Origin of the sequence: Candidatus Portiera aleyrodidarum, assembly GCF_902713745.1 — a bacterium.
Lineage (GTDB): Bacteria > Pseudomonadota > Gammaproteobacteria > Johnevansiales > Johnevansiaceae > Portiera > Portiera aleyrodidarum_D.
This window is the reverse complement of record NZ_CACTJB010000001.1, coordinates 158,014-177,293: the sequence shown is the minus strand read 5'-3', so window position 1 is coordinate 177,293 and position 19,280 is coordinate 158,014. Positions and strand designations below refer to the sequence as shown.

At 27.5% G+C, this 19,280-nt stretch carries 10 protein-coding genes and 3 tRNA genes; all 13 read left to right on the top strand.

Annotated elements, in window-relative coordinates; all coding sequences use genetic code 11:
* Nucleotides 1-2,332 precede the first annotated feature (2,332 nt).
* The 13 genes from H7S46_RS00675 to rpsG all read left to right on the top strand — a co-directional run bounded on the left by H7S46_RS00675 (nt 2,333) and on the right by rpsG (nt 19,267).
* A tRNA-Gly gene (locus tag H7S46_RS00675) sits at nt 2,333-2,403 on the top strand.
* Between the two features lie 19 nt (nt 2,404-2,422).
* Nucleotides 2,423-2,495, top strand: a tRNA-Thr gene (locus H7S46_RS00670).
* A gap of 16 nt (nt 2,496-2,511) precedes the next feature.
* Nucleotides 2,512-2,583, top strand: a tRNA-Trp gene (locus H7S46_RS00665).
* 4,538 nt (nt 2,584-7,121) lie between these two features.
* Nucleotides 7,122-7,457, top strand: a complete 336-nt coding sequence (secE, locus tag H7S46_RS00660; protein WP_183042921.1) for a preprotein translocase subunit SecE — start codon at nt 7,122-7,124, stop codon at nt 7,455-7,457.
* A 20-nt stretch (nt 7,458-7,477) separates the two neighbouring features.
* Nucleotides 7,478-8,002, top strand: coding sequence for a transcription termination/antitermination protein NusG (nusG, locus tag H7S46_RS00655; RefSeq protein WP_183042920.1), 525 nt, complete (start codon nt 7,478-7,480; stop codon nt 8,000-8,002).
* Nucleotides 8,003-8,440, top strand: a complete 438-nt coding sequence (rplK, locus tag H7S46_RS00650; protein WP_183042919.1) for a 50S ribosomal protein L11 — start codon at nt 8,003-8,005, stop codon at nt 8,438-8,440.
* On the top strand, nt 8,389-9,165 hold the full coding sequence (locus H7S46_RS00645; protein WP_259645830.1) for a 50S ribosomal protein L1: 777 nt from the start codon (nt 8,389-8,391) through the stop codon (nt 9,163-9,165). The genes rplK and H7S46_RS00645 overlap by 52 nt, the downstream gene beginning before the upstream one ends.
* A 50-nt stretch (nt 9,166-9,215) precedes the next feature.
* Nucleotides 9,216-9,719, top strand: coding sequence for a 50S ribosomal protein L10 (gene rplJ, locus H7S46_RS00640; RefSeq protein WP_183042918.1), 504 nt, complete (start codon nt 9,216-9,218; stop codon nt 9,717-9,719).
* The gene (gene rplL / locus H7S46_RS00635; RefSeq protein ID WP_183042917.1) at nt 9,712-10,071 is read left to right on the top strand and encodes a 50S ribosomal protein L7/L12; all 360 of its coding nucleotides are present in this window, start codon (nt 9,712-9,714) and stop codon (nt 10,069-10,071) included. The genes rplJ and rplL overlap by 8 nt, the downstream gene beginning before the upstream one ends.
* A 31-nt stretch (nt 10,072-10,102) precedes the next feature.
* Nucleotides 10,103-14,176, top strand: coding sequence for a DNA-directed RNA polymerase subunit beta (gene rpoB, locus H7S46_RS00630; protein WP_183042916.1), 4,074 nt, complete (start codon nt 10,103-10,105; stop codon nt 14,174-14,176).
* 43 nt (nt 14,177-14,219) lie between these two features.
* On the top strand, nt 14,220-18,374 hold the full coding sequence (rpoC, locus tag H7S46_RS00625; protein WP_183042915.1) for a DNA-directed RNA polymerase subunit beta': 4,155 nt from the start codon (nt 14,220-14,222) through the stop codon (nt 18,372-18,374).
* Nucleotides 18,375-18,410: 36 nt separating this feature from the next.
* Complete coding sequence (rpsL, locus tag H7S46_RS00620) at nt 18,411-18,785, top strand: 30S ribosomal protein S12 (protein ID WP_183042914.1); 375 nt, start codon at nt 18,411-18,413, stop codon at nt 18,783-18,785.
* 8 nt (nt 18,786-18,793) lie between these two features.
* Nucleotides 18,794-19,267: a 30S ribosomal protein S7 gene (rpsG, locus tag H7S46_RS00615; RefSeq protein WP_183042913.1), complete on the top strand. Its 474-nt coding sequence runs from the start codon at nt 18,794-18,796 to the stop codon at nt 19,265-19,267.
* The last annotated feature ends 13 nt before the right edge of the window (nt 19,268-19,280 follow it).

The following is a 19,280-nucleotide window of genomic DNA, read 5'->3' as shown; positions in this document are numbered from 1 at the left end:
TTAAGTTGTTTTTGATTTGAGGTTTAGTTGTTGAGTTAGTGTGTTTAAAGTTGTGGTATGTTTAGTTTTTTGTAATGTTTAAATTGTTTAAAGTTGTGGTGTGCTTTGTAAGTTAAGTTAATGTAATGTAATGTAATATAAGTTGTTGTGTTGAGATGAGATGCTTTGAAGTGTATTAGTGTTGTTTAATTTAAGTTGTTATGTTATGTGTTGTTGACTTGAGTTAATGTATTTTGTTTTGATTAATGTGGTATGTTTGTTTTGTTTTAATGTTGTTGTGAAGTGTGTTGTGTTATTTTTTGTTTGTGTAAGTTTTTAAAGTTGTGGTTGTTTTTGTGTAATGGTTTACATTAATGTAACTTTGTATTACTTTAGTGTTGTAAGTTGTTATGTATTAATGTAATGTGGTATGTAATGTTTGGTTTAATGTAATGTTTTGAATTGAAGTCTTTTCTTTTGTAAGTTAGTGTAGTGTAAACCACTTAATGTAGTGTAAGTTGGATTGTTGTGGTTTAAATTAAATTACATTAATTAGTTTAGTTTGTGTTATGCTTTGTAATGGTTTAAGTTAATTTAATATAGGTTAAGTTGACTTTAAGTTGTATTAGTTATGTGTAGTGTGTTGAGGTGTAAGTTAATGTGGTAGTTGAGTTAGTGTAATATAAGTTAATGTGGTGTAATGTAATGTTGTATTAAGTTAGTTATGTGTAGTGTAGTTTGTGTAATGTATTTTTATGTGGTTTTAAATTGTTTTTGTTTTTGGATTAACTTAACTTGTTATGTTATGTGGTTTATTTTAATGTTGTTTAAGTTAGGTTTGGATTTAGTTAATGTTGTGTAATGTTGAATTGATTTGAAGTGTTATGTGTTTATAAGTTAAGTTAATGTGGTGTAATGTTAAGTTAGGTTGTTATTAGTGTAAGTTTTTGTAAGTTTAGTTTTTTTTAGTTTTAAAAGTTGGGTTAATGTGGTGTAAGTTGTAATTTTTTGGATTTAATTAGTGTAATGTTAAGTTAATGTGGTTTTTGATTACATTAAGTTAAGTTAATTTAATACAAACTATTATTTTGTTTTAGTGTAGTTGTGTTGTGTGGTTTATGTTTTATGCTTTGTTATGTAATGAGATGTAATGTAAGTTGTTATGTAATGTGTTGTGTTATAATGGATTGTTGTTGAGTTACGTTACGTTGTATTTGAGTTGGTGTGTTTAAAGTTGTGGTGTTGTGTAATGGTTTGTTGTTAGTTGTTTAATTTGTATTGGTTTAGTTGTGTAATGTTTTAAGTTAATTTAAGTTGTGTTGTTGTAATGGTTTAATATAAGTTTGGGTTTGAATTTGATTGTTTTGTTTTAAATTGTTTTGATATGTTTTAAATTAAATTAAATTGTTTTGAATTGTGGTTTTGTTTTTTGGTTTGTTTTTTAAGTTAAGTTGGGTTTGAATTGTTGTTGAATTGAATTGAAGTCTTTTGAATTGATTTGATTGTTTTGAATTGTGGTTTTGTTTTTTACATTACATTAGCATTAGTGTAAGTGTTCGTTGTTATGTTATGTTATGTGTTAATGTAAGTTTTGAAGTGGTATGTTTTGATAAGTTGTAATGTTTTGTTTTTTGGTGCAGTGCTTTGTAATGTGTTTTATTAAGTTAGTGTATTTTATTTGTTTTAGTGTATGTGTTTAGTTGTAATAGATTGATTATGTAATGTTTTGTTTGGTGTTTTTGTAAGTTGATATAAGTTGTTATTAGTGTAATGGTTTGCTTTAAGTTGTATTAATTTAAGTTGGTTTGTGGTTTGGTGTAATGGTTTGTAATGGTTTAGTTATGTTTTAAATGGTTTAAGTTAAGTTAAGTTAAGTTGGTTTGTAATGGTTTGGTTTGGTTTGGTTTTGTTTGGTTTGGTTTGTAATGGTTTGAAGTCTTTTGAATTGTTTTGATTGTTTTACATTAATAAGTTAGTTTTTTTACATTTAAGTTAGGTTAATGTTGTATTGTATTAATTTACATTACATTACATTAATTTAATTTGTTTTTTATTAAATTGAATTGTTTTGATTAATATAAGTTGTTATGTGTTGAGTTGAGATGTTGAGTTTTTTAAAGTTATTTGAGGTACTATATTGATATTGACTGTGCTTTGATGATACTACTGAGTTACAAAGTAATGTTATGTATTTGATTGTTTTAAGTTAAGTTTTTTGCTTTGGTTTAAATTTTCTTTTGACTTGTTGCTCTTTACTCTTTAAAATTAGATGAGATGAGTTGTTGTGTTCGATGTGAAGCATTGAGTTTTAGGGGCGATGTATGTTCTATATTGAGTTTATTTGAATTTAAATGCGAACATGGTTTAATGGTAAAACCTTAGCCTTCCAAGTTGATGATACGGGTTCGAATCCCGTTGTTCGCTAATAATTGCTAAGTTCAGTGCTCATGTAGCTCAGATGGAAGAGCACACCTTTAGTAATGGTGAGGTCAACGGTTCAAATCTGTTCATGAGCTCAGGAAAGAGTTAGGAAGGTCAGTAGCTTAATTGGTAGAGCAGCGGTCTCCAAAATCGCAAGTTGGGGTTCAACTCCCTACTGGCCTGTACATGCAGTTATGAACGGACGGAAACGGAATTTACTTAAGTGAACTGAGATGGGAGTAGTTTAAAGGGTTAGCAGTCAGAACAGTAAGGCTTAGTAATGAAATATCAGAGCGGGAATTTAGATCAGAGCAGAAGAGATTAGGAAAGTGAAGGAAAGTACAGAGTAGATGACAGGAGCAAGTAGCATAGAGAGTAGAAAGGAAAAAGATAGAAAGGATATAATTGTTAAAGCTTAGGATAAAAGAGGAAGAAAGTAAAGGGAGGTTATCCTTTACTTGGTTTGAGGTCGTTTGGATCTTATCGTTTCTTTTTGGTCTGAGGTAGTATGTGTTGTGTATTGTATTAATGTTATGTTTTATAAGTTGTTGTTATTTGTTGTGTTGTTGAGGTGTTATGTTATTTTAAGTTGTGTTGCTTTAAGTTAGTATTGTATTGAGTTACTTTGTATTAAGTTAAGTTAAGTTGTGTTGAGTTAGTGTGTTATGTGTTGTGTTTGGTTTTGTAATGGTTTATGTTATGTTTTAAATGGTTTGAAATGAAGTGTTTTTGATTGGTTTGAGTTATGTGTTGTAATGTTTTTAATGGTTGTTTTGAAGTGTTTTGTAATGGTATGTTTGTTTTGTGGTTTGTAATGAAGTGTTTTTGTAATGAATTGATTGATTGGATTAGTTTGTGTAGTTGGAAGTGGTTGTGTAAGGTAATGTAAGTTGTGTTAATATAAGTTTATGCTTTTAGTTGTTGAGTTGTTGTGTAATGTAATGTAATGTTATGTGTTTTTTTTGTAATGGTTTTGAATTGTATGTAATGAGTTGAGATGCTTTGGTTACTTTGAATTGTTGTTGTTGCTTTGTAGTGAGGTGTTATGTTTTGGTTTGAGGTGCTTGGTTTACAAAGTTGTGTAATGTTGCTTTAAGTTAAGTTAAGTTGTTGTTGAGTTGATGTGTAATGGTAATGGTTTTGTTTTTGTGGTCTTTTAAGTTAATGTGTTTTATTGAGTTGAAGTTACGTTTTTTGTGGGGTGATGTAATGTTGTTATGCTTTGTATTAAGTTGAGGGGTTATGGTTTGTAATGTTGTTATGTGTTTTGTAATTGAGGTGCAGTGCTTTGTTAGGTATTGAGATGTTATGCTTTGAGTGTGGTAAGTTGTTGGTGTGGTTTTGATTAATATAAGTGTAGGTGTTATGATATGTGTTGTTTACATCAAGTTAGTGTAGTTTAGGGTTGTTGTGTAAGGTAATGTAAGTTGTGGTATGTTTAGTTAATGTATTTTGTTTTAATGTGTTTTTTTTAGGGTTGTTTGAATTGAAGTCTTTTGTAATGTAATGTAATGTTTTGGATTAATTTGTTTTAATGTAAGTTGTTAAGTTAGTGTGAGTTTGTGTAATGTAATATAAGTTTAGTGTTGTTAAGTTGTGATTGGATTGTTTTGATATGAATTGAGGTGTGTTATGTAATGTAATGTTTTAAGTTGTTATGTGTTAATATAAATTAGTCATTTGTGTTGAGTTGGATTAATGTTGTGTTTTATAAGTTGTAACTTAGGTTAATGTAAGTTAGTGTAGTTAAGTGTTTTGTAAGTTAATGTTGTTTAAGTTAGTTGTTGTAAGTTGTGGTGTATTGGTTTACATTAATGCTTTGTAATGGTTTGGTTTGTGTTGTGTTGTTATGTGTTGTTTAAGTTGTTATTGGATTAAGTTAGTTATGTGTAGTGTATTTGTAGTGTGTTGAAGTGTGTTGTAAGGTTAAGTTAATGTTGTGTTGTTTACATTAAGTTAGTGTAGTTTGTGTAAGTTGTGTTGGTTTATGGTTTGTTATGTGTTTTTTTTGTAATGGTTTATTTTAATGTTTTGTAAGTTAGTGTATTAAGTTAATGTGGTTTGTATTAAATTGTATTGTATTGTATTGGTTTGTGGTTTGGTTTAATTAGTTTGTGTTGCTTTGGATTACATTAATTTAAATTTTAGGTGTTGTTTAAGTTGTTGTGTTGTATGTTTGTTTAGTTTGTTTGTGTAATGGTATGTTTGTGGGGGGTTGTGTTTTGTAATGGTTTATAAGTTGTTATTAGTGTAGTGTAAGTAAGTTGTTGTAATGTATTTTGTTTTAATGTAATGTTGTGTGGTTTACATTTTTTTAAGTTGTGATTGAGTTAAGGTAATTTGTTTTAATGTTGTGTTGTGTTGTGTTTGAGTTGAGTTTTCTTTCTTTTGAGTTGAAGTCTTTTGAATTGTTTTGTAATGTTTTTGATTTGATTGTTTACATTAAGTTAATGTAATGGTGTGTAATGTTTTGTAATGTAAGTTTAGTTGTATTGAATTAAGTTAGTGTGGTTTAGTTATGTGTAGTGTAGTGTAGTGTGTTTGTGTAATGTGTTTTGTTTTGATTGTTTGTTTTGGATTAATGTAATGTTTTAACTTGTTAAGTTGTTTTAGTGTAGGTGTAATTTAAGTTGTTGTGTTATGTGGTGTATTAGTTGTTTTAATGTGTTTTAGTTTAGTTAGTGTAAGGTTAGGTTAATGTTGTGTAAGTTAGTTTGTGTAGTGTAAGGTGTTGTTGTGTAATGGTTTGAGTTTTTAAGTGTTGTTAAGTTAGGTTTATGTAATGTAATGTGGTTTAATTTAATGTGGTATGTTTGTTTGTTTTGGTTTTTGTTTTGTAAGTTGTTATTATGTATTGAGTTAATGTAATTCAAGTTAGTGTAAAACAAGTTGTTTATGGTTTAAGTTGTTATTAGTGTAAGTAAAACAATTCAAAACAAGTTAGGTTAGTGTAAGTTAAGTTAAGTTAAGTTTTTTTTGTAATGTGTTGTTTTAAGTTTGTGTTGATATGTGTTGTTATTTGTTGTTTAAGTTAATGTTGTATTAAATTGTATTGTATTGGTGTTGTGTTGTGTTGTGTGGTTTACAAAAAATTACATTAAATTAATATAATATAAATTGTGTTGTTATGTGTTAAGTTAAGTTGTAATGGTTTAGTTTGGATTAATGTGGTATGTTTATTTTGTTTAGTTTAGTGGTGTTATGTTATGTTATGTGGTATGTTTGTTTTGTTTTGTTTAGTGGTCTGTTTTGATTGTTTTGTGGTTTAGTGGTTTGTGTAATGTTATTTGTTGTGTTATGTTTTGTATTGATTTGATTAATAAGTTGTGGTATGTTTGTGTAGTTGGAAGTAAATGTAATCAAAAACACATTAACATAACCTTACATTAACTTAAATCAAATCAAGTTAGTGTAGTTAAGTGTTTTGTAAGTTAATGAGTTGTGGTGTAATGAGATGAGATGTAAGTTGTTGTGTTGTTATGTTATGTTATTTGTTGTGTTGTGAAGTGAAGTGAAGTGTGTTGTAGTGTAAGGTTAAGTTATTTTATGTAATGTTTTGTAATGTAATTTATTTTGTTAGTGTATTTTGCTTTGTATTAAGTTAGTTTAGTGTAAGTGTTTTGTAATGGTTTATTTTATTAATGTAAGTTATATTAAGTTGTTATTAGTGTAGTGGTGTGTAATGGTTTGAGTTTGTGTAAGAGTTGTGTTGTAGTGTGTTGGATTAATGTGGGTTTGGTTTGATTAATGTAATAAGTTGTGATGTTTTAAATTGATATGTTTTGAAGTGTTTTAAAATTTTTTAAGTTGTTTTAATGTAATGTTGTGTTGTTTACATTTTTTTAAGTTAGTGTGTTGAGTAGTTGTGTTGTTATTTGTTGTGTTGGTTTGTGTATTAGTGTAAATTAATTCAAGTTATTGTTTAGTTTGTTTTTAAGTTTGGTATTTTGTTTTAAATTGTTTTGTAATGTTTTGGATTAAGTTGTTTTGTTTGTGTAGTGTATGGTTTAGTTTTAGTGTAATGTTTTGTAAGTTGTTATGTAATGTGTTGTGTAATGTAAGTTTATGAAATGTTGTTTAAGTTATTGGATTAGTGTAATGTAATGCTTTGTGTTAATGTGTTTTAATTTATATTAAGTTAGTGTGTTGAGGTGTATTTTAATGTAATGTAATGGTATGGTGTGGTTTAAGTTGTTTTGATTAAGTTAGTTGTTGTAAGTTTAGGTTAGGTTAAGTTAAGTTAATGCTTTGTAATGTGTTGCTTTGTGGTGTAATGTGTTTTAGTGTAGTGTGTTTGTGTAAGGTTATTTATGGTTGTAAGTTGGAATGGATTAAATTAAGTTGTTTTGATTGTTTTAAGTTAAATTAATGTTGTGTAGTTTGTTTTGAAGTGTAAGTTTTTAAAGTTGTGGTTGTTTTTGTGTAATGAGTTAAGTTAGTGTAAGTTACACTAAATGTAATGTTGTTATGGGTTGTTTGTATTAAATTAATATAAGTTTAAGTTTGTTGAGTTAATTTGTTGTTGAGTTTGTTTTTTATTTTTGGTTTGTGTTTTATTTTAATTGAGGTGTTATATTAAGTGGGGGGTTGTTTTTGATTGAGGTCTTTTAAGTTGTTATGTTTTGGATTAATGTAATGTTATGTGTTTTAGTTTTTGTTGTTTTGTTTTAAGTTTAGTTGTTTAGGGAGGGACAGTTATTGTATTTAAAAATAGGAAAAAGATGAAAAAAAATAAAAAATATGATTATTTAAAGTGGTTGTTTTCTACAATGAATATATTAATTTCAATGTATTATTTAAAATATAATAAATATATTTTTTTATTATTATATAGTTTAAGTATTTGTGTGATGTTAATTACTGTAAAAGGAAAATACTTAATAAGCTTAGGAAAAAATGCAAAAAAAGAAATAAAAAGTTTGGTGTGGCCTAAACCAAAAGAAATAATAAAAACAACAATCGTTGTATTGTTAGTAACAATTATAATATCTTTTATTATCTGGACAATGGATACTTTAATTAGTGGATTTTTAATAATTATGTTACATAAAAACTAGTTAAAGTAAAGGGAAAAAAAGTGAAAAAAAGATGGTATGTTGTAAATATATATTCAGGTTATGAAAAAAAAGTTATAAGTGATTTAAAAAATAGAATAAAAATATATAAATTAGAATCCTCATTTGGAAAAATGATAGTTCCTTCGGAAAAATTTTTTGAAAAGATATCAGGGAAAATTAGTAAAAGTGAACGGAAACATTATCCAGGTTATATTTTAGTAGAAATGGAATTAAATGATAAAACATGGAATTTAGTTAATGACACAAAAAGAGTAGTTAGATTTATAGGAGCAAATGTAATAAAACCTGAAGTTATAAAAAAAAATGAATTAAAAAAAATATTAAATACTATAAATAAACATATTAATCAAAAACAATTTAATTTAGGCGAAAGAGTAAGAGTTATAGAAGGTCCTTTTACAGATTTTACAGGAATAGTAAAAGAAATAAATTATGAAAAAAATAAATTGCAAGTAAGTGTTTTAATTTTTGGTAGATCAACGCCAGTAGAATTAGAATTTTATAAAGTAATTAAGGATATTTAAATGATTGAGAAAAAAAACATAATTAATATTGTTAAAATACAAGTAAAAGCAGGTAAAGCAAATCCTAGCCCACCAATAGGACCTAGATTAGGACAACAAGGAATAAATATAATGGACTTTTGTAAAAGATTTAATTTAGCAACTAAGAATTTAGAAAAAGGTATACCAATAACTGTAATAATATCTATCTATTCTGATAAAAGCTTTACTTTTATGATAAAAAATCCCCCAGCATCAAGTTTATTAAAAAAAATAATTGGCATAAAAAAAGGATCTAGTGAAAATAATAAAACAAAAGTAGGAAAAATAACAAATAAACAAATAAAAGAAATAGCAAAAACGAAAATGAAAGATATGAATGTAATAAAAATTAAGTCAGCAATAAAATGTATAAAAGGTACAGCAAAAAGTATGGGAATAGAAATAAAAGAGGAATAAAAAAGATGGAAAGTAAAGGTAAAATGGGAAAGATTTCAAATAGAAAAACAATAATACAAAACAAGATAAAAAAAAATAAAAAATATAAAGTAAAGGAAGCTATAGAAAAATTTAAAGAAATTAGTGTAGTAAATTTTTGTGAAACTGTAGAAATAGTAATAAAGTTAGGAAAATATGGAAGAAATGTAAAACAAGTAAAAAAAAATAAACTATATTTGCCGTATAGATTAGAGAATAATAAAAAAAAAATTGTGGTCTTACAAACTAATGAAACAAATAAAATTAAAAACAAAGAAAAAATATTAAAGTTAGGCGTAGATATAATAGGTGTTGATGAAATTAAAAAAAACAAAAAAATTAATTATATTTTATGTGAATCAGAAAGTGCAAAACAAATAGTAGAAGATAAATTAAAACCCAAAATAGTACTAATTAAAAAAGAAAATCTTACTAAAGATATATTAAAAAAAGTAAAAGAAATAAAAAAAGGAAAACTCAATTATTGTGTAGATAAAAATGGTATAATAAATACAGTTTTAGGGCAAATAAATTTTACGTTTAAACAAATAAAAAAAAATTTTAATGTCTTAATAAAAGATGTCTTAAATAAAAACACTGTTGGGAATATAAAAGATATAAAAAATATATATCTATCTACAACAATGGGTCCAGGATTAAGGGTTGATAAAAGTGAAATTAGAAGAATAGAAGATTTAAAGATTTAAAGTTTTAAAGATTCAGAGGTTTAGATAACTTAGATACAAGGAGTAAGAGTTTGAAAAAAAGTTTAAAAAAAAAAGAATTAATAATAAAAAAACTAAATAAAAATATAATAGAATCATTATCTATTATGGTCGTAAAATATAAAGATATTAATTCAAACCTTATGAAGGAATTTTATTTAAAAGCAAATAAAATAGATGTTAAATTATATGTTATTAGGAATAGATTATTTATAAAAGCAATAAAAGGAACAAAATATGAATGTTTAAAAGATTATGTAAAAGGGCAGATAATGTTATGTTTTTCTAAAACAAATATAAATGATAGTTTAGTGTTATGGAAAAAATTAAAATTTAAAGAAGAAAAAATAAAAACATTATTTTATGAAGGTAAAATAATACAAAAAGATAAAAGAAAAATTTTAGTAAATATAAATGAATCTGATATAAAAACAATATTATTTAAAACAATGAATATGTTAAAAATATTCACAATAGGAAAAATAATCTATATTTTAATGCTTTTAATAAAAAAAAGGAACTATAAAAATGAATAAAGAAGAGATTATAGAAATTTTATCTAAAATGAACGTAGTTGAAATGATAGAATTAGTGTCAGAAATGGAAAAAAGATTTAAGATAAAAAAAGAATATATATTTAATAATAATAATAATAATATTAATAAAAAAGAGAAAAAGGTAGAATTTGATTTAATATTAACTTCAATAGGTGAAAAGAAAATTGGCGTAATTAAAATTGTCCGTGAATTAACTGGATTAGGGTTAAAGGAAGCTAAAGTAAAAGTAGAAAGTGCACCTGTAACAATAAAAGAAGCTTTAACTAAAGAGGATGCTGAAAAAAACAAAAAAAAATTAGAAAGTGTTGGGGCGAAAGTAGAAATAAAGTAAAAATATAATGAAGTTGAGGAGTATATGTTAGATGATTTATTCAAACACTGAAAAAAAATGTATACGAAAAAAATTTGGAAAAATACCTCATCTTATTGATGTGCCTTATTTGTTATCAATTCAAATGGAATCATATAAAAACTTTTTACAAAATAAAAAACAAAGAAATATAGGAATACATGCAGCATTAAATTCAATGTTTCCTATAAAAAGTTTATCTGGAAAATCCATTTTAGAATATGTGGATTATAAATTAATGAATCCAGTCTTTGAGGTGAAAGAATGTCAAATAAGAGGAATGACATATTATACAAGTTTGCGGGTAAAAATGAGATTAGTTATTTTTGATGAAACAACAGAAAAAAAAAGAATTATAAAGTATGTAAAAGAGCAAGATGTATATTTAGGAGATATACCTTTAATAACACAAAATGGGACATTTGTAATAAATGGAACAGAACGGGTAGTAGTTTCACAACTTCACAGAAGTCCGGGTTTGTTTTTTGATAACGACCAAAACAAAAGTTTTTCGATAGGCAAAATATTTGCTACAGCAAGGATAATACCATATCGCGGTTCTTGGTTGGATTTTGAATTTGATCAACGTAATAATGTTTATGTAAGAATAGACAGAAGAAAAAAAATACCTGTAACAGTATTGTTACGTGCTTTCGGTTTAACTAATGAAAAAATATTAAAAAGTTTTTTTGAAATAAATATTTTTAATATTGAAGATAAAACTAATATTTATTGGGAAAATTTTAAGCCTTATCAACTAAGAGGCGAAGTAGCAAGTTTTAATATAGTAGATCATAAATTGAATAAAATTATAATAGAAGAAGGTTGTAAAATCAATAAAAAAAATATTTTAAAATTAAAAGAATTAAAAATAAAAAACTTAAAAGTACCAATAGAATATTTAATAGGAAAAATATTAGTTAATAAACAAATAAATAAAAAAACAAAAGAAAATATATGTAATAGTAATACTAAAATAAATTTAGAAAAATTAAACAAATTATTAAAAAATAAAGTAAAAAAAATAAATACATTATATACAAATGATTTGGATACAGGTTCTTTTATATCAGATACATTAAAGATAGATACAACTAACTCTCAAATGGACGCAATATTGGAAATATATAGTATTATACGTCCAGGAGAACCACCAAATAAAGATGCAGCAGAATTAATATTTAAAAGTTTATTTTTATCTATTGAAAGATATGATCTGTCCGAAGTTGGAAGAATGAAGTTTAATAGTAGATTAAATAGAGAAAATAAGAAAGGTAGTGGAATAGTAAGTGCCGATGATATAATAGATGTGATAAAAGAATTAATAAAAATTAGAAATGGTTTTGGTGAAATAGATGATATAGATCATTTAGGAAATAGACGGATTCGTAGTGTTGGAGAAATGGCAGAAAACAATTTTAAAGCAGGATTATTGCGAGTAGAAAAATCAATAAAAGAAAGATTAAGTTTAACAGAATCAGATGATAAATTAAGACCTAAAGATTTAATTAATGTAAAACCAATTACAGCGGCTATGAAAGAGTTTTTTATTTCAAGTCAATTATCCCAGTTTATGGATCAAACTAATCCTTTAGCTGAAATAACTCATAAAAGAAGGATTTCGGCTTTAGGACCGGGGGGATTAACACGAGATAGAGCAGGGTTTGAAGTTCGTGATGTACATTCAACTCATTATGGAAGATTATGTCCTATAGAAACCCCAGAGGGCCCAAATATAGGGTTAATAAATTCTTTAGCGACATATAGTAAAATAAATAAATATGGATTTTTAGAAACACCATATAGAAAAGTATTAAAAAGTAAAGTTACGAAGGAAGTAATCCATTTATCTGCAATAGAAGAATCAGAATATGTAATAGCACAAGCTTCGGCAATAGTGAATAAAAAAGAAGAATTAAAAGATGAGTTAGTACAAGTAAGATATAAAGGTGAAACAACTTTTATGCAAACAGATAAAGTAAATTTAATGGATGTTTCACCATGTCAAATAGTTTCTGTAGCGGCTGCTTTAATTCCATTTTTAGAACATGATGATGCTAATAGGGCATTAATGGGATCTAACATGCAAAGACAAGCAGTTCCAACATTAACAGCAGAAAAGCCATTAATAGGGACAGGAATGGAAAGAGTAGTAGCAAAGGATTCAGGGGTATGTATAAATGCGAAACGGAGTGGAATTGTAGAAGTTGTAGATTCCAAGAGAATTGTTATTCGTGTAAGTGAAAAGGAATTAAATGAAAATGAATATTGTGTAGATTTATATAATTTAAAAAAATATATGCGTTCAAATCAAAATACCTGTCAAAATCAAAGAACAATAGTAAATGAAGGAGATAAAATAGAAGCAGGAGATATTTTAGCGGATGGCACAGCAGTAGATACAGGAGATTTAGCTTTAGGACAAAATATGAGAATAGCGTTTATGCCTTGGAATGGTTATAATTATGAAGATTCTATTATAATTTCAGATAAAGTAGTAAAAGAAGATAGATTTACTACTATTCATATTCAAGAAGTAATGTGTATATCTCGTGACACAAAGTTAGGTCCTGAAGAAATAACATCAGATATACCTAATGTAAGTGAAGCATCGTTAAGTAAATTAGATGAATCAGGAATAGTATATATTGGAGCAGAAATAAAAGCAGGAGATATTTTAGTAGGTAAGGTTTCTCCAAAAGGTGATAAAAAATTTTCACCAGAAGAAAAATTGTTGCGCGCAATATTTGGAGATAAAGCATCAGACGTTAAAGACACATCATTACGTGCAACAACAGGAACTATAGGTACAGTAATAGATGTACAAATTTTTACAAGAGATGGAATAAAAAAAGATTTAAGAGCAAGAGAAATAGAAAAAAGAAAAATAGAAGAAATAAGTAAGGATTTAAAAGAAGCGTTTAATATAACACAAGAAGCAACAATAAAAAGATTAAAAGTAGTAATAAAAGGTAAAGAAACATTTAAAGGACAAAATATAAAACAAGGGGAAATTATAAATGATGAGTTTTTAAAAAAAATAAATTCTACACAAAAATGGTATTCATTAAGAATGAAAAATGATGAATTAAATAAGAAAATAAAACATACTAAAAAGCAAATAGAAAAACTGCATGAAGAGAAGGAAAGGTATTTTATAGAACAAAAAAGAAAGTTACTTCACAGTTATGATTTAGCACCAGGCATTTTAAAAATTGTAAAAGTTTTTTTAGCTATAAAAAGAAAGATACAACCAGGCGATAAAATGGCAGGTAGACATGGAAATAAAGGAGTAATATCCGCTATAAAGCCTTTAGAAGATATGCCTTTTGATGACAAAGGTGAAACAGTAGATATAGTGCTTAATCCTTTAGGTGTTCCGTCTCGGATGAACGTTGGACAAATCTTAGAAACACACCTTGGAATGGCAGCTTATATGCTAGGTAGAAAAATACAAAAATTGTTAAAAGATTTTAAAAAGGTAACAGAAATAAGAGAAGTAATAAAAAAAATTTATAATAAAACAGGGGCTTATAAAGAAAAATTAGACAGTTTAAATGATGAGGAAATAATAAAATTAGCGAAGAAATTATCCAACGGAGTGCCTTTAGCATCACCGGTATTTGATGGAGCTACAGAAAAAGAAATAAAATGCTTATTAAAACTTGCAGGAGTTCCTAAATCTGGACAAATAAAATTATATGATGGATGTACTGGTGAAAAATTCGATAGAAAAGTAACAGTAGGTTATATGTACATGTTGAAATTAAATCATTTAGTTGATGATAAAATGCATGCACGTTCAACAGGATCATATTCATTAGTAACTCAACAACCATTAGGTGGAAAAGCTCAATTTGGAGGACAAAGGTTTGGGGAAATGGAAGTATGGGCTTTGGAAGCTTATGGCGCAGCATACACTTTGCAAGAAATGTTGACGGTTAAATCAGATGATATTGGAGGACGCACAAAAATATATAAAAGCATTGTAGATGGAGATTATACAATGCAAGCTAGTATGCCAGCATCATTTAATGTGTTAGTTAAAGAAATAAGATCATTAGGTATAGATGTGGAAAAAGAATGAAAAAAAATAATAAGTATTGTCTTAGTTGGGGAGTGGGAAAATTATGAATGAGTTGGAGTTGGTTAAAAAAACAAAATCTAAAACATATTACGAAGAATTTGATGCTATAAAAATTTCATTAGCTTCTCCAGAAATGATAAGATCCTGGTCATATGGTGAGGTAAAAAAACCAGAAACAATTAATTATCGTACATTAAAACCAGAAAGAGATGGATTATTTTGTGCTAAAATATTTGGTCCCATAAAAGATTATGAATGTATTTGTGGTAAATATAAAAGAATGAAACATAGAGGAATAATATGTGAAAAATGTGGTGTGGAGGTTACTAAAACATGTGTACGCCGTGAAAGAATGAGTCATATAGAGTTAGCATCTCCTGTAGCACATATATGGTTTTTAAAATCATTACCAAGTCGTATAGGAATGTTATTAGATATGACGTTAAGAGATATAGAAAGAATTTTATATTTTGAAGTTTTTGTAGTGATAGAACCAGGGATGACAAATCTTAAGAAAGGTCAATTATTAAATGAAGAAAAATATTTTGAAGCAATAGAAGAATATGGTGATGAATTTAATGCAATAATGGGTGCAGAAGCTATAAAAAAATTATTAGACAACATAGATTTAGTAAAAAAAATAGATAAATTAAGAAAAGAAATAAAAAAAGTTACTTCAGAAAATAAAATGAAAAAATTGTCGAACAGGTTAAAATTAATAGAATCATTTAAAAAATCAGGAAATAAACCTAGTTGGATGATTTTAGAAGTTTTACCTATATTACCTCCAGATTTAAGACCTTTAGTACCCTTAGATGGAGGTAGGTTTGCAACGTCAGATTTAAATGATTTATATAGGCGTGTTATTAATCGGAACAATAGATTAAAAAGATTAATTGATTTAAAAGCTCCAGAAATTATTGTTCGCAATGAAAAAAGAATGTTACAAGAAGCGGTTGATGCACTCTTAGATAATGGAAGAAGAGGAAGAGCAATTATAGGTTCAAATAAAAGACCGTTAAAGTCATTAGCAGATATGATAAAAGGGAAACAGGGAAGATTCAGGCAAAATTTATTAGGTAAACGTGTAGATTATTCAGGTAGATCGGTTATTACAGTAGGTCCTAATTTAAGATTGAATCAATGTGGTTTACCAAAAAAAATGGCAATAGAATTATTTAAACCATTTATATATTCAAAATTACAAAGAAATGGCCACGCCGCAACTATAAAAGCAGCAAAGAAAATGGTTGAAAAAGAAATGCCAGAGGTCTGGGATATATTAGCCGATGTAATTTGTGAACATCCAGTTTTATTGAATAGAGCTCCAACATTACATAGATTAGGCATTCAAGCATTTGAACCAATTTTAATAGAAGGTAAAGCAATACAATTACATCCACTTGTCTGTGCAGCATATAATGCTGATTTTGACGGGGATCAAATGGCAGTGCATGTCCCGTTAACGTTAGAATCACAATTAGAAGCTAGAGAATTGATGATGTCAACAAATAATTTATTATCTCCAGCAAGTGGAGAACCGATAATTGTGCCATCACAAGATGTAGTTTTAGGGTTATATTATATGACAAGGGATAAATGCAATGTAGAAGGTGAAGGGATGATATTTTCTAACGTAAACGAAGTGGAATTAGCTTATAGCAATAAAACAGTGAAATTGCATGCTCGTATTAAAGTAAGGGTAACAGATTGGATAAAAGATGAAAAACAAAAAAAATTAATTAAACAGACATCAATACGACAAACAACTGTAGGTCGTGCTATTTTATATAGTATGTTACCTATGGGTATGAGTTTTGAATTAATAAATAGACCTATGAAAAAAAAAGTAATAACTAAATTAATTAATTTAGTTTATAGAAATATTGGATTAAAAGAAGCTGTGAAATTAGCAGATAAACTCATGTTTACAGGTTTTAACTTAGCTACTTGGTCAGGTGTATCAATTGGAGTTAATGATTTTATCATTCCTAATTCAAAAGAAAATATAATAAATAAAGCTGAAAAAGAAGTAAAAGAAATAGGAAAACAATATATTTATGGACTTGTCACATTAGGAGAAAAATATAATAAAGTTATAGATATTTGGTCAAAAGCTAATGATAAAGTGGCCAAAGCTATGATGACGGGTATATCTAAAGATGTTGTAATAGATAAAGTAGGAAAAAAAGTTGAACAAGAATCTTTTAATAGTGTATTTATTATGGCAGATTCAGGGGCACGAGGAAGTGCCGCTCAAATTAGACAATTAGCTGGGATGCGTGGTTTAATGACAAAACCCGATGGGTCTATTATTGAAACTCCTATAACAGCAAATTTTCGTGAAGGATTAAATGTGTTACAGTATTTTATTTCAACTCATGGTGCCCGAAAAGGTTTAGCAGATACAGCATTAAAAACAGCGAATTCAGGATATTTAACAAGAAGATTAGTAGATGTAGCGCAAGATGTGGTAATAACGGAAATAGATTGTAATACACAAGATGGTTTATTAATGTATTCAGCCATTGAAGGAGGGGATATAATTGTCTCAATCAGTAAAAAAATTTTAGGTAGAATATTAGCAAAAAATATTTTAGATTTAAAGGGGAGAGTTTTAATAAAAGCAGGTACATTATTAGATGAAGAATGGTGTAATAAAATCTATAGATTAGGATTGGACGAAGTGTTTGTACGTAGTATAATACATTGTGAAACAATATATGGTGTTTGTGTAATGTGTTATGGTAGAGATTTATCAAAAGGACATTTAGTAAATATTGGAGAATCCGTAGGTGTTATAGCCGCGCAATCCATAGGCGAACCAGGCACTCAATTAACTATGCGCACTTTTCATATTGGTGGAGCAGCATCACGCACTTTAATAAAAGATAATGTTCAAGTTAAGTATGGTGGTATAATAAGGTTTCATAATATGAAAGCAGTAGAAAGAAATGACAAAAAATTAATTGTTGTTTCACGATATAGCGCAATATATATAATTGATAAAAAAGGTAGAGAAAAGGAATATTATAGATTGACCTATGGTACAGAATTAAATATTAGAGAAGGAAATTTTGTTAAAGCTGGTACCATAATAGCTACTTGGGATCCTCATACACATCCAATAATTTCAGAGTTATCAGGTTATATAAAGTTTATTGATATGGAAGAAGGTTTGACGATGCACAGTACTGTTGACGAAATGACAGGGATCTCTTCCATAGAAATATTAGAAGTAGGGAGTAGACCATTGTCAGGAAAAAATAAAAGACCAAGAATTATGTTAGAAGATGAAGAAGGCAAGGAAATATCATTGCCTGGTTACAACACACCTGTTCAATATTTTTTACCAGGGAACTCTTTGATTTCAGTAGAAAATGGTAGAAAAATAGGGGTAGGAGAAATAATATCAAGAATACCAGTCGAAGCGTTAGGAAATAAAGATATAACAGGAGGTTTGCCTCGTGTAGCGGATTTGGTTGAAGCAAGAAAACCAAAAGAATACGCAATAATGGCCGAAATAAAAGGAATAATAAATTTTGGAAAGGAAACTAAAGGTAAACGTAGAATAATAATAAATTCAGAAGAAAGCGGGGAAAAAAAAGAAATATTAATTAATAAGGGCCGTCAACTAAGTGTTTTGGACGGTGATAAAGTAGAGAAAGGAGAATTAATTTCTGATGGCCCAAGTAATCCCCATGATATTTTGCGGCTATTAGGAGTAGATGAGTTAGCAAAGTATATTATAAATGAAATACAAGAAGTATATAGATTACAGGGGGTTGAAATAAATGACAAACATATTGAAGTTATAGTTAGACAAATGTTACGTAAAGTAAAGATTATGAGTTCAGGAGATAGTAATTTTATTAAAGGTGAGCAGGTAGACGTAGGATCGGTAATTGAAGAAAATAGAAAATTATATAAAGTACAAAAACAAAGAATTAAGTTTGAAAGAATTTTATTAGGGATTACAAAAGCATCATTAGCAACAGAATCATTTATTTCTGCAGCATCATTCCAAGAAACAACACGAGTTTTAACAGAAGCTGCTGTCAAAGGAAGATATGATAAATTAAGAGGTTTAAAAGAAAATGTAGTAGTCGGTAGATTAATTCCAGCAGGTACAGGCTTAGCATATCACAACGAACATCGTAGAAAAAATAGGCATTTAAATAAGATTGAGATTATTTGAATACAATAAAATTAGAAGAGAAGAAACAAGACGCAAATGATAACAATAAATCAATTAATTAGAAAAAACCGTAAAAAAATAAAAAAAAAAAGTGATGTACCAGCATTAAAAGCAGGTCCACAACGAAGAGGTGTTTGTACAAGGGTTTATACAACAACACCCAAAAAACCAAATTCTGCTTTAAGAAAAGTATGTAGAGTTAGATTAACTAATGGTTTTGAGGTAACATCTTATATAGGAGGTGAAGGACATAATCTTCAAGAACATTCTGTAGTCTTAATAAGAGGAGGCAGGGTAAAAGATTTACCAGGGGTAAGATATCATACAATAAGAGGTGCGTTAGATACATTTGGGGTAAAAAATAGAAAAAGTTCACGTTCAAAATATGGAACTAAAAGAAAAAGAGGTTAAAAAAAAGAATGGCAAGACGGAAGATAGCAAGGAAAAGAGAAATAAAACCAGATAATAGATTTAAAAGTGTAATATTAGCTAAATTTATAAACCATATAATGGTGAATGGGAAAAAAACATTGGCTGAGCGCATAGTTTATGGTGCATTAAATAAAATAAATAAAAAATTAAAAAAAAAAATAGCAATAAGTATATTTGAAAAAGCATTAGAGAGTATAAAACCTAGTGTTGAAGTTAAATCAAGACGTATTGGGGGTGCTAATTATAATATCCCAGTAGAAATAAGATCTTCAAGAAGAGATACATTAGCAATGAAATGGTTAGTTAAAGCATCAAGAGAAAGAAAAGAAAAAACAATGGAAAACAGATTATATGAAGAAATATTAGATGCAATAGATGGGAAAGGTGTAGCAGTTAAAAAAAAAGAAGAGGTACATAGGTTGGCAGAAGCTAATAAAGCATTTGCACATTATCGGTTTTAAAAAGAAAAAAAAG

Bases quoted from the DNA above. Each gene is read 5' to 3' on its own strand.
- rpsG (WP_183042913.1), top strand. From the start codon at position 18,794: ATGGCAAGACGGAAGATAGCAAGGAAAAGAGAAATAAAACCAGATAAT.
- rpsL (WP_183042914.1), top strand. From the start codon at position 18,411: ATGATAACAATAAATCAATTAATTAGAAAAAACCGTAAAAAAATAAAA.
- secE (WP_183042921.1), top strand. From the start codon at position 7,122: ATGAAAAAAAATAAAAAATATGATTATTTAAAGTGGTTGTTTTCTACA.
- H7S46_RS00645 (WP_259645830.1), top strand. From the start codon at position 8,389: ATGTATAAAAGGTACAGCAAAAAGTATGGGAATAGAAATAAAAGAGGA.
- rpoB (WP_183042916.1), top strand. From the start codon at position 10,103: ATGATTTATTCAAACACTGAAAAAAAATGTATACGAAAAAAATTTGGA.
- rplK (WP_183042919.1), top strand. From the start codon at position 8,003: ATGATTGAGAAAAAAAACATAATTAATATTGTTAAAATACAAGTAAAA.
- rplL (WP_183042917.1), top strand. From the start codon at position 9,712: ATGAATAAAGAAGAGATTATAGAAATTTTATCTAAAATGAACGTAGTT.
- rpoC (WP_183042915.1), top strand. From the start codon at position 14,220: ATGAATGAGTTGGAGTTGGTTAAAAAAACAAAATCTAAAACATATTAC.